Origin of the sequence: Primorskyibacter flagellatus, from assembly GCF_048268605.1 — a bacterium.
In the GTDB taxonomy this organism is placed as follows: Bacteria; Pseudomonadota; Alphaproteobacteria; order Rhodobacterales; family Rhodobacteraceae; genus Primorskyibacter; species Primorskyibacter flagellatus.
In genome coordinates, this window is the sequence record NZ_JBLWVF010000006.1 from 134,334 (window position 1) to 146,041 (window position 11,708).

Annotated in this window: 7 protein-coding genes and 1 pseudogene; 2 read left to right on the forward strand and 6 right to left on the reverse strand. The window is 57.8% G+C overall.

Annotation, left to right across the window (positions count from 1 at the left end):
- Nucleotides 1–107: 107 nt before the first annotated feature.
- A complete protein-coding gene (locus ACN0WV_RS09355) occupies nt 108–1,334 on the forward strand; it encodes a GAF domain-containing sensor histidine kinase (protein WP_084352797.1) in 1,227 nt (408 codons plus the stop codon).
- A 33-nt stretch (nt 1,335–1,367) separates the two neighbouring features.
- Here the strand turns inward: ACN0WV_RS09355 and ACN0WV_RS09360 are convergent, their stop codons facing one another.
- Nucleotides 1,368–5,432, reverse strand: coding sequence for an nSTAND1 domain-containing NTPase (locus ACN0WV_RS09360; protein ID WP_417605270.1), 4,065 nt, complete (start codon nt 5,430–5,432; stop codon nt 1,368–1,370).
- A gap of 8 nt (nt 5,433–5,440) precedes the next feature.
- A complete protein-coding gene (locus ACN0WV_RS09365) occupies nt 5,441–6,841 on the reverse strand; it encodes a toll/interleukin-1 receptor domain-containing protein (RefSeq protein ID WP_417605272.1) in 1,401 nt (466 codons plus the stop codon).
- A 288-nt stretch (nt 6,842–7,129) separates the two neighbouring features.
- Here ACN0WV_RS09365 and ACN0WV_RS09370 point away from each other — a divergent pair.
- Nucleotides 7,130–7,275 (forward strand): annotated as a pseudogene (locus ACN0WV_RS09370) (IS5/IS1182 family transposase); the annotation flags it as partial.
- A 206-nt stretch (nt 7,276–7,481) separates the two neighbouring features.
- On the opposite strand, the gene ACN0WV_RS09375 reads toward ACN0WV_RS09370, so the two are convergent.
- From ACN0WV_RS09375 to bhcD, 4 genes are all read right to left on the reverse strand, one after another.
- Nucleotides 7,482–8,975, reverse strand: coding sequence for a nucleobase:cation symporter-2 family protein (locus ACN0WV_RS09375; RefSeq protein ID WP_084352794.1), 1,494 nt, complete (start codon nt 8,973–8,975; stop codon nt 7,482–7,484).
- Between the two features lie 313 nt (nt 8,976–9,288).
- Nucleotides 9,289–10,287: a type I glyceraldehyde-3-phosphate dehydrogenase gene (locus ACN0WV_RS09380; RefSeq protein ID WP_417605273.1), complete on the reverse strand. Its 999-nt coding sequence runs from the start codon at nt 10,285–10,287 to the stop codon at nt 9,289–9,291.
- 3 nt (nt 10,288–10,290) lie between these two features.
- The gene (locus ACN0WV_RS09385; protein WP_417605275.1) at nt 10,291–10,461 is read right to left on the reverse strand and encodes a hypothetical protein; all 171 of its coding nucleotides are present in this window, start codon (nt 10,459–10,461) and stop codon (nt 10,291–10,293) included.
- Between the two features lie 177 nt (nt 10,462–10,638).
- Nucleotides 10,639–11,604 carry an iminosuccinate reductase BhcD gene (bhcD, locus tag ACN0WV_RS09390; protein ID WP_417605370.1) on the reverse strand — a complete coding sequence of 322 codons (966 nt, stop codon included), beginning with the start codon at nt 11,602–11,604 and terminating at the stop codon, nt 10,639–10,641.
- Nucleotides 11,605–11,708 lie beyond the last annotated feature (104 nt).

Here is an 11,708-nt window from a genome sequence, read left to right on the forward strand (position 1 = left end):
CGCATGATTAGCAGCCAGCCCAGATGGTTGCTTTGCATCGTGAAGTTACTGGACGGCATTATCGCGCCTTTTTACACTGGGAAGATGCAAAGACGGAAAACTGTGCCATGGATCAACAGGCGACTACCGAACTTCAAAACCACCGCGCGTTTTTGGAGGGACAGCACGACTTTCAGGCTGAAATAGAAACAATTCTCAGCAGTGAAACGATTGGTGTCATCCTGGAAACCGTCATGCTGGCGACCGGCACTCGGTTTGCTGCGGTTGCACGCGTGACTCAGGACCGCTGGGTTGCGTGTCGTACCGTGGACGAAATCAACTTCGGCCTGCAAGCTGGAGACGAGATCAACATACGCTCTACCTTTTGCAGAATGGTCCGCGACACATCGGAAAGGATCGTATTTGAGGATGTGAGCACTGACGAGGTCTATGCGGGACATCCCATTGCGCAAGAGTTCGGAATTGTAAGCTACGCCTCGATTCCGATCTTTCGCAGCGATGACTCGTTCTTTGGGACGCTTTGCGCGATTGATACCGAACCGCGAAAGCTTCGGCACCCCAGGGTTTTGGCCATGTTGAAGATGTTTGCCGACGTCATCGGCCGCAGTCTGGAAACCGAAGAGCGCCTGGAAGCGCAAGAGCAGTTGGTCGATCACGAAAAGGAAATGGGCAAGCTACAGGAAGAATTCCTTGCCGTTCTGGGCCACGACTTGCGCAATCCGATCGCCGCCCTCAGAGCAGGTCTGCGACAACTCGTTCGGCACCCGGAACCCGAAAAAGTTGCGGTTTTGTTGCCGTTGATGACTCAATCCGTCCACCGGATGCAGGAATTGACAGAGAACATGATGCTGCATGCCAAGGCCCGGCTGGGCGGTGGCATTCGTGCAGAGATCATTCCGAACGCACCGCTTGCGGAAGCGATCCGCCACGTCGTCGACGAGGTGCGGGCGGCGTCCCCGAACCACCGGGTCGAATTGACCATGAACTTCGACGAGACCATCAGCTCGGATGCGCAGCGCATCGGTCAGGCCGTGTCGAATATGCTGGCGAACGCGGTACAGCACGGCACGGAAGAGCATCCGATCCATGTTGTCGCCAAGGACGTGGAGTCGGGCGTTCAGATATCGGTGGCCAACAGGGGAGAACCGATCCCCGACGGTCTTCGGAGCGCGCTGTTCAAGCCGTTCAACCGCGGTATCCACGCCAAGGGCGAGGGCCTTGGGTTGGGCCTGCATATCGCCGCATCCATTGCCAAGGCGCATAATGGCCAGCTGGATGTCAGTTGCGTGGACGGGGTCACGACGTTTTCAATGGTTATTCCAAAACTGACCTAGAAACGGCGACAAAGGACATGTCCTCGCGTGGCGTCATTTGTCGTTGCCCGTAATTGCATCAAGCGTCGTTCGTGCGAAATCCAGAAATTTCTGTGGTGCCACAAAAAACTGCTGCACGACAACATTGCCGCCACGCGTGCCGACAGCCAGCTTGATCCCGTCATCCGTGCCGCGCACGTCGAGTGCGTTCAAGGTTTCGGTAAAGCTCTGATAGTCAGCCTGTGGCGCGCCGGTTGCAGTATCCCAGATGATCAGGTGTTCATCATTGGATATCGTGGCTACGAATTCGCCCGTCGGCAAGGCGCGGGCACCGGTCAGCTTGGAACGGTGCTCTTGCAGCAAACGTATCGTATCCGTTTCGGGCCACCAGACGCTGCCTTGCCAATCAGCGGATCCGGCCACGACAAAACTGCCGTCGGATGAAAAATCCAGCGCCGTGATGTTTCCGACATGGTACTGGGCGAGCTTTGCCAGCGTGCCCGCGCCGGTTTCCACGTCCAGATCGTATAGACGGATATTGCAATCACTCCCTCCGACGGCCAACCGCGCGCCATCGGGCGACAGTGCGAGCGATGTCGGAAAGGCCGGTCTTCGGCACGCGTGCCCCTCGGACCGGCTGGTTTCCACCTCGGCCTGAAAGCGCACGAGAGCAATATGATCGGATTTGGCGCTTCCGCAAGCATCGGACCCCGTTTCGCAAACCAGAATCCACTCACCATCAGATCCGCCCACATCCACCGCAAACCGTTGACCGTCGTCGGACATTGCCAGTTTTCTGCCCCGTTTACGAAAATTCAGAGCATCACCTGTCAATGGGGTTTCGAGATCCGTCCATTCGCCAGTGGCGGTTCGCCGGAACGTCCTGACGGCAGGCGCGTACATGCTGGCCATCATCACGTCGCTTGCCTGAGAGCTGGCCAGCATTTGCGGACTCGCATCGGCATCCGAAGCAACGTAGATCGGTGTCGCCTTGTCGTTTTTTGCCTTGGACCAGATCGTCGTCCGGTCGGTATACCCCACCCATTTGCCTTCCGGCCCCATGGCAAGTGACTGCACTTGCGCGGAATTGCCCGATACCCGCCCGCTAAGCGAATAATCAGTCAGGCGTGACGCAAAAGGCGTCCAGATGCGGGCCGTGTTGTCCAGCGCAGCGGTCAGAACCTCGCTGTTTTTCGGCGCGAATTCCACCGTCCGGGGGGCCCTTTGGTGGCTGCGCAAAATCGTCAACGGACGCCATTCATCAGTGCGGTACAGAAAAGTCGTGCCGTCCCAGGATGTCGCCGCAAGCAGGCTGCCTTGGTTGTTGAAACTGAGGTCCCAAATGTCCGAATCCTGCCAGAGCCTGCCATCAGACAGAGAAACCGCGGGCAAACCGCTTGTGTCGCCGCCTGGCCGCGACAATCTCCAAAGACGCACGGCGTCATCATTGCCCCCCGACGCGAGAATATTTCCGTCGGGTGCAAAGCTCAGGCCTTTGACCGCCTGCGAATGGCCTTCATTGGAACAGGTCGTCGCCAGCCCATCAGGTGTCATCAGGCAGACGATCCCGTCCTGACGGCCAAATGCAGCAACCACCCCGTCAGGTGAAAAAGCAACCGACCAAATTCTGGCCGACGGGGGGGCATATTCCGACCCATCGGCCAGGTCGAGTGTTTCGCCGTCTCCTCTCGCGACCAGATTGCGCGATGTGAATATCCTGTGGCGCCCCCAGCGCCCCGTCGCCAATCGTTGCCAGACGTGAATATGGCCGGTCAGGGATCCGCCAATCAGGAACCTTCCATCCGCCGAGAAATCCAGTTTCGAGATCGTGGCATAGCCCCATTCTGCGGGTCCGGCGTAAAGCTCTGTCACGGTGGGCGGCGCGCCCCCATTTGTCAGGCTTTCGACCAGAAGAACCGCGCCGCGCTGCGTACCGACAGCGATAGCGCCATCTGCCGCGACCGCCATTGACCTGCCCTGTAGCCCATCGCCACGGCTGAGCGATTGCGCAAGTGGAACGACACGAATGGGCTTGGAATTATCGTAGCGATCCCAGACGAACAATTCCAACCCTTCGGTCAGCGTGACGATCTGCGTACCACCGTCAAGGAATGACGCGGCATAAACCGCATTGACCGCACCAGGCCCGTGACCGAAGCGCCGAAGTTCGTGAATATAGGTCAGCGACTGGCGAAGCTGTCTTTGTCCAAAATCCAGTGATGCGGGGTCCAGATTGACTTCTATGGCATAATCCAGCGCCGATGCCGCACGAAATGCAACGTCAAACGGGTCTTGCGCATAAGACGTGGGTTGGACCGCCGACAAAGTTTGCCGTGCGGCTTCCTGTTTTGTGGCCCAGGCATCCGCTTCTTCCTGCTGCGCCTTTTGTTCAGCAAGTAACAGCTTTGCCTGCGCCAGTTCTTCGGATTTTTGCAGGCTTTCCAGTTCGGCCTGCGCCAGTGCCCGTCGGTCGCCTGCCCGTTCAACGACGATCACCGCCCCGACAAGCAACGCGAGCGCGGTCACGCCGAACAACGTGGCCTTTTCATAGACGGCATAGCGTTCAGATTTCCGGACGAACCCGCGAACACGTTCAAACACATCCCTGGGGCTGAGCGTTCCGCTGTCATCCACCCAGTTCAGATGCGCCAGATGCCGCTCTGCCCAAGCCGCGTTCGGCCGTCTCGTCGCCCACCATTCCGAATGGCGTTTACGCGCATTCTTCCGCAGCAAACCGCTGCCGATCAGCCGGTCCCACAGGCCGCCACGCGCAGTCGTTTCCCTGTCATAGGCAAGCCGCGCGAGGAAGCGTATATTCGACGCAGAGGCGCTTTCCTCGGGCAACCATGTGTCGCGTAGCGGCTGCCAGAGGCGCAGCACGCATTCATGGGTCACGTCCACGGTGTCGTCGGGGTCTATGCCGTCAAATTCTCCGGCAACGCGCAAATAGCTTTCGGTGCCGTCCTTGAAGGCCGAAATCACCGCGACCAATTCGTCAAAACTGCAATCGAGCGTCGCGGCCGCCTCTCCCAGTTTGATCGGACGACGAATATCCCGGCCCCGGCTGTTCAGTGTCGTCAACGCACAAAACAGCCCGCGCGTGATCTTCTGATCGTGGCTGGACAGTCTGTTGTAGATCTTGTCCAGCCGGTGCGACAGCGACATGCGCAACGCGTCATGCCCGCCGCTGCGCGACTGACCGGGGGTCTCGGCAATATCGAAGGCGCGGAAGAAGTCCGACAGGCCGATGGTGACATGGCCCTCGGGCTGCTTGCGTCGCGCATCAATATACAGCAACCGAAGCGCGTGCTGCATAAGCGGCAGCTTGTCCAACTGCTCTTCCAGCCCGTTCAGCAACCAGACGGCCAGTTCTGGCTCTATCGTGCCGCCAAACAGCGAGATCGGGCCTTCGATCGCCTCTTGCATCTGGAACCTGTCCAGCGTTGGCGTCAGAAACTGGCTGTGGTTGATCGCGCTTGTCAGGCCGGAATAGCGCGAGCATTTCTCCAACTCGTCAGTGCGGATGGTGATGACGACATAGACGTCCCGAAGCGCCGCCGTCGTCTTGAGCAACACATCGACAAAGCGCGATGCCTCGTGCGGGTCGTCCTGCGCATAGCGAAAGATCTCTTCGAACTGATCGACGAGGATGACAATGGGCCGACCTTCCAGCAAGGTGATCCCGTCCAGCGCCTCATTGAGATTGCTGGACCGCCTTTCGATGTGGTTCAGGAACAGGTTGCGCAACTCTTCGACAACCGGCACCTGTTCGTCGTTCGGATCAGGGGTGCCGCGACCGCTTTCCCCGGTGACGATCGCCTTTGCCAGTGCCGACGCGAGCCGGTCCAGCGGATCGGTTTCCGGATACAGATCGCAATAGATCCAGTCAGACCCACGATCCCCAAGAAATCCGGCCTCCAGCGCGTTGAACAGGCCTGTCCGCGCCAGCGACGATTTCCCGCATCCGGACGGGCCGGTAACACAAAGGAATTGGTTCTTGGCCAGTTTGTCGAGCATGTCGGACACATGGTCGTCGCGTCCGTAGAAAATATCGAACTCTGATCGCAGAAACGACCGCAATCCCGGATAGGGCGTCAAGCTTTCTGCGGGTTGATCCATCGCGTCACTCATTGTGCGGGTTGCACGCCAAGCGAGGACAGGAACGCGCCCATCGACACCTCGTCAATATCTGACGAAATCCGGATGACATGGATGCCCGGCCCGCTGGGGCACGGCGTGGCATCTTCCGGTGCGGCATTGCCAAAGGCAATTTCGAACCTTTGTTGTTCCTCGTTCCACACGGCCTTTCGCCAACGTCGGAAAAACCGAAAATGTGCGCGTGCGCGTTTTTGACCCTCGATCTGGTCGCCATAGACAAGCACGATAGCATCGTTGTCGCGCACGGATTCTGACAGCGCTTCCATACTTGCGTTGTAATCGACGTAATCGACCAGAACGTGCTTGTCCAAGGCCGCGCCGATCTTGTCGCGCAGAACGGCATCGGATCGGGCCGCGTCAATCGACACAAGCGGAGGGAATTCCCCCGGAACAGACTGAAAGATTTCTTCGCGGCGAAGGTCGGATTGAATCACTTCTTCTTTTTTGCGGGCCAGCTTCACACTATAGGCCTCGAAATCTTCGAAACTGGATCTGTGACTTACCACGGTACGCAGAAACTCGGCATAATCCTCGCCGCATTCGGCCAGATCAAAGCCTCGGGGCATCCAGACGGCGGCTTCTATCCCGACTTCTTTTGCGATGCCATGCTGTGCCACACTGCTGGGCAGGCCCTTGTAATCCGCAACGCGGCGGCCGGGGATCGCGCCAATCACCTGAACAAAGATATGCGCGGCGTTCAGATGGTCGCGGATGGCTGCGGCATTCAGACCCTCGGAAACACGGTCCAGACGGGTGACACCAAAACCAGCATCCAGATAGACCCGTTCCAGCCGGTCGGTTTCAGTCTTGGTATCGCTGGTGGACGCGGCCAGAACGATTTTCACCAAGCTGTCGTCACTTGGCGCAATCTGGTTCGGCGCTGCGGTAACCTGCCTGTCGGTAACGCTGTTTGACATGGTCTTGATGTCATCGACCAAGCGTTGCAACTGTTGTCGATACCCTTCTTGCGCCAGCCCGGTCGCCGTCTGCGGCAAGGGATGACCAAAGCGCACGGATTTGCCCGCTTTTTCCGCCCAGAACCGAATCGAAAGCAAGCCGCGCAACTCATCCCGAAGTGCGACCATCGGATGGTCGTCAGAGGTGGTCCAATGATCGTCCAGTTCCACGAGGATCAGGCTTTTGCCAAGCTTGATGAAGGTGCGCAGTTCCTTTTCGCAACTGCTGGAGCGGCAATAATTCTCAGACAGGAACACCAGCCCGATATCGGATTTGGCGATTCCTTCGGCAATCTTGTCGTCGATCCAGTCACCGGTTCGAAGCGCACCTTCGGTGTCCTTGACCAGTTGGTAACGGCTGTCGGATCCGTCGGCACCAAGCTCATATCTTACATCGGCAAGCAACTCTCCCATGCGACTGGAATTGAAGCGCGGCCGATGTCTGGCATCACGATGACAGTAGCTGACAAAGAGCGAGGTTGAGGAAATAGTATTTTCCACCATAACGGTATCCGATTTTCTTTTAAGTCAATGTACAGAAATCACTAAATAATATCTAGCTTACGCGAGAATCCTCAAAAAAACAACGTAGGCTTGTGTGGTATGCCCATTGTTTGATTTGAGGCTTTTGAACTCGGGTGGTTCGTCCCCACGCTGACATCAGTGATGAGGAGCAATCTTTCCTGTTCCACATAAGCGCAGGTGGAGCGGACACGCCCCATTTTCCAAAAAAGCCACGACGCGCCGTGGGTCGATGAAAGGCACATTCTGGGTGGCATATCTTCCTCAACCGCAATGGCTTGCGGCGGAGCGATGCGCCCAAGGCATTGGGACCAGCAAAGCCCCTCTAAAATCGACGAAAGCACCGAAAGTGAGGGGCGTGCCGCCGGGCCGAGGGCGTATGCAAGCGGGTACTGCCCACAAACTGGGGTTGTTTTACGGTGAGCAAGATCCTTGACCGCATGAATTTGAAACTTGGTATAGTTGTGGGTCCAGACGTGCAAACGGGGCCACGAAGGCCCCGTTTGCGGTTCTTTTGATCTGTTGGTAGCGCTTAGTGGCCGCCGTCCGACTGCATCGCTGTTTGACGCAATTCATCTTCGGTGATCGCTTTTGCACCGTTGAAGACGATGTTCAAAAACACCGCGGAAATTGCTGCCAGCAGGATGCCAGAGTCGATCAACGGTTCGATCTCATGTGGCAGATGCATGGAGAATTCAGGCGCGATCAGTGGAATCATTCCCAGACCCAGCGAGATTGCCACGATCAGACCGTTATAGCGGTTCGTCTTGAAATCGACCGCACCAAGGATACGCACGCCAGTTGCGGCAACCATGCCGAACATCACCAGACCAGCACCGCCAAGAACGGAAACCGGAAGCGCCTCAACCAGGGCACCCATCTTGGGCACAAGGCCCAACACGATCATGATCGCGCCACCCATGACACAGACATAGCGAGAGCGGATGCCGGTGACACCGACAAGGCCCACGTTCTGGCTGAACGAGGTGTACGGGAAAGTGTTGAACAGTCCGCCAATGACCGTGCCCAGACCGTCGGTACGCAGGCCAGCCGAAAGCGACGGGCGTTCGATCTTCTTGTTGCACATTTCACCGAGCGCAAGGAACATGCCGGTGGATTCGATCATCACGACGATCATCACCAGCGTCATGGTCAGGATCATGATCGGATCAAAGATCGGGACGCCCCAACGCAACGGTGTGATCAGAGCGAACCAATGAGCTTCACCGACACTGGAGAAATGCATGTAGCCCATCGACGCGGCCAGAATAGCCCCAACGACAATCCCGCACAGGACCGAGATATTGGCCAGAAAACCGGTGAAAAACTTCATGATCAGAATGATCGTCAACAGAACGATGCCCGAAATTGCCATGTTCGGCAGCGTCGCATAGTTGTCGTTTTCTTGGGTCGCGCCTAGCGTCAGCCCGTCCGGAATTTCGGTGACGCCAGCGGCGCGAAGCCCTTCAAGCCATGCAGTGTGCTCTGGCGCAACCAGTTGCGGTGCGGTCGGACCAACTGGCAGACCGAAGATCCAGTTGATGCCGACACGCATCAGGGTGACGCCGATCACAAGAATGATTGTTCCTGTCACGACCGGCGGAAAGAACCTTAACATGCGGCTGACCGTCGGGGCCAGCAGCATCGCGACTATGCCCGCCCCGATGATCGAACCAAAGATCATACGCGCGCCGTCAACGCCCGGATTGGCGATGCCGATGGACACCATCGGACCAACGCTGGCAAATGTAACGCCCATCATGACCGGCAGCTTGATACCGAACCATTTCGACGCCCCAAGCGATTGAATGATGGTCACGACGCCACAGACGAAGAGGTCGGCAGAGATCAGGAAAGCCACCTGTTCGGGGTTCAGTTTCAACACGCGACCCACGATCAGCGGAACGGCAATTGCGCCCGCATACATGACAAGCACATGCTGTAACCCCAAGGTGAATAGCTTCGCCGGTGGGATCTTCTCGTTTACGGCATCAACCGACGACGGATTGATGGTTGCATCAGTCATTTGTTCGTTCCTCCTCCTTAATTCCAGACCTGCACTCTGGCGTGATTTTCAGTTTGACCCGACAGCTTGCCATCGACCCTGTTTTTTCAGCCTCAGCTGAGAAACTCGTTTCGAGCGATTTCGAATGGCTCGGCAGCCTGCGGATGCGCCGACAAATTCCCCACGACCAATCCTTGGGATTGATCTCAATTTCTGTACGCGCGACGGCCTCGCACCGCTGTATCGGACGCATCTTTCGCGCGGCATCCGGACTTCGGTGCATGCAAGCGCCGCCTGTCTTTCGTCCCTCTGTCTATCTTGGGCTTCGCCGCCGTCAGCCCGGCCTATTCGACCGAGACGCGAGCCTGCGTGCCATATCGATCATCCGCGCGGAAAAGCCCCATTCATTGTCGTACCAACCAAAGAGCCGCAGTTGACGTTCGCCCGTGGCCATCGTTTCAGGAAGGGCCAGTATCAGCGATTCCGGACGCGCGCGAAGGTCACGGGACACGCACGCATCGTCCGTCGCTCCGATCACGCGGCTTTCATTGGCGATCTTCTTCAGGGTCTCGGTTGCCGACGCGGCTGCCGGGGATGAAAGCTGAATGGTCGCGTCTATCGCCGATACGCTCAGACACGGAACCCGCACGGCCGCAATACTGGTGCGGGCACCGATACCGGGCAGGATCTGCGTCAGCTCCTTCGCGGCACTTGTGGTTGTGGGCACCATGGATTCAGCCCCTGCCCGGCTGCGCGCCAGACCGGCGCGGGGCGTATCGACCATCGGCTGGCTGGCGGTGTAGCAATGGATCGTCGTGACATGCGCCTGTTCGATCCCCAGCTTCGCATCAATCGCGCGCAGCAACGGCGCAATGGCATTTGTCGTGCACGAAGAGTTCGAGATGATCTTCGAACGTCCCAGCGTCTCGTCATTGGCGCCCAGGACAATCGTCGTATCCGAATGATCGGATGGGCCGGAAATCAGCACCGCTTTGGCACCTGCCCGCAGGCCACGTTCGGCCATGTCCCGTGATGTGATGCGGCCGGTGCATTCCAGAACCACGTCGACATCCGTCAAGTCGCACGCCCCAATATCGGCCGAGGTCGAAAACACGATGCGGGTCTGCCCGATCGTCAATGCACCCTCTTCCTCCTCGACGGTGTAGGGAAGCGGCCCGAACGTGCTGTCGTATTTCAACAGGTATGCACAGGTCTCAAGCGGCGCTATGTCGTTGATCAGCGCAACCTCGATATCTGCATGGCCGGGGTCGGTCATAATCTGGCGCAGAATCGTGCGCCCTATTCGTCCAAAGCCATTAATGACGATCCGCATGTTCTACTCCGCTGGTTTCACACGATTGGCGTGCTGATTGTCCACGACATGATTGAAAACCTGCGCCTTGGTCACTGCAAGGGCGTCACCCTTGCCGAACGGGTTTTCTTTTGCACCTGAGAAGATCATTGAAAGGCGCTTCGGCCAGATCTCACCCTCCTTTTCCGATGTCATGCAGCGTGGCGGCAACTGCACATTCCTGAATTGCGCGGCGTTTTTTCATCGGCGTTTGGTATTGTCACCCGGTTGCCGACCGCTGCATTTTCAAACTGGCGAAAGCTATCACCTCCTGTATTCGCAACTTCAGTTGGTCGCCGTCAGAACATCCGGACCGAAGGCGACCGACCTGCATCAAAAATCAACATCTATCGCGACGCCGTTCTTCACGGCCAGTTCCACGACGCTGGCCGCGACGGCCAGATCCTGCAAACCGACGCCTGTGCCGTCGAACAGCGTGATCTCGTCATCCGATGTCCGGCCCTTATGCGTGCCGTTGATGACTTCGCCGATCTGAACGATGTTCTCCGGACGGATCATGTGGTTATAGATCGCGTGCTGCGCTTCGCCGATGGTGATGGATTGCGCGACCTCATCGGTAAAGACGGTGGCCTTGCCCAGCAGCGCGGCCTCGACTTCCTGCTTACCCTTGGTGTCGGTTCCCATGCAGGCGATGTGTGTACCCGGCGAAATGTGCTTGGCCATGACGGTCGGCTCAAATGTCGAGGTGATCGAAATCACCACGTCGGCCTCGACCATGCCGTCAAGCTCGACCGCCTCGAAGGGGACGCCCGCTTCGTTCGCGACCTTTTCGATGTTGGGCAGCATTTCGGGATGGTAGTTCCACCCGATGACCTTCTCGAAGGAGCGCTGCTCAAGGGCCGCGCGCAATTGGAATGTCGCCTGGTGACCGGCGCCGACCATACCCATGACCTTGGCATCCTTGCGGGCCAGATGCTTGATGGATACCGATGACGCCGCCGCCGTGCGCAGGGCTGTCAACAGGTTGCCACCCACCATCGCCTTGACCATACCGGTGTCCGGATCGAACAGGAAAATCGTGGACTGGTGGTTGATCACCCCGTGCTTTTCAAGGTTGTTGGGCCAATACCCCCCGGCCTTCAGCCCAAGCGTCATCCCCTGCTTGTCGAACCCACCTTTGAAGCCATAAAGCGCGTCTTCGTGGCCAATCGCTTCGCGAATGACTGGGAAGTTATAGGCGTTTTTTGACGCCATGGCAGCAAAGACACTTTCTACAGCATCAAATGCGGCAGAGCGTGTCATCAGGTTGGCAATTTCGCGTTCGGGAACGATCAGCATCGTGTCACATCCTTTTGAGTTCATGCGTCCACGCGCACCGACAGGTGCCGCGCGCGCAGACGTTTTTTGTGGCATACGGCCGCAAGATGCGCGGCCGAGATGGT

Coding starts and splice junctions, on each gene's coding strand:
- ACN0WV_RS09365 (WP_417605272.1), bottom strand. CDS start 6,841: ATGGGAGAGTTGCTTGCCGATGTAAGATATGAGCTTGGTGCCGACGGA.
- ACN0WV_RS09380 (WP_417605273.1), bottom strand. CDS start 10,287: ATGCGGATCGTCATTAATGGCTTTGGACGAATAGGGCGCACGATTCTG.
- ACN0WV_RS09360 (WP_417605270.1), bottom strand. CDS start 5,432: ATGGATCAACCCGCAGAAAGCTTGACGCCCTATCCGGGATTGCGGTCG.
- ACN0WV_RS09375 (WP_084352794.1), bottom strand. CDS start 8,975: ATGACTGATGCAACCATCAATCCGTCGTCGGTTGATGCCGTAAACGAG.
- ACN0WV_RS09385 (WP_417605275.1), bottom strand. CDS start 10,461: ATGACATCGGAAAAGGAGGGTGAGATCTGGCCGAAGCGCCTTTCAATG.
- ACN0WV_RS09355 (WP_084352797.1), top strand. CDS start 108: ATGGATCAACAGGCGACTACCGAACTTCAAAACCACCGCGCGTTTTTG.
- bhcD (WP_417605370.1), bottom strand. CDS start 11,604: ATGCTGATCGTTCCCGAACGCGAAATTGCCAACCTGATGACACGCTCT.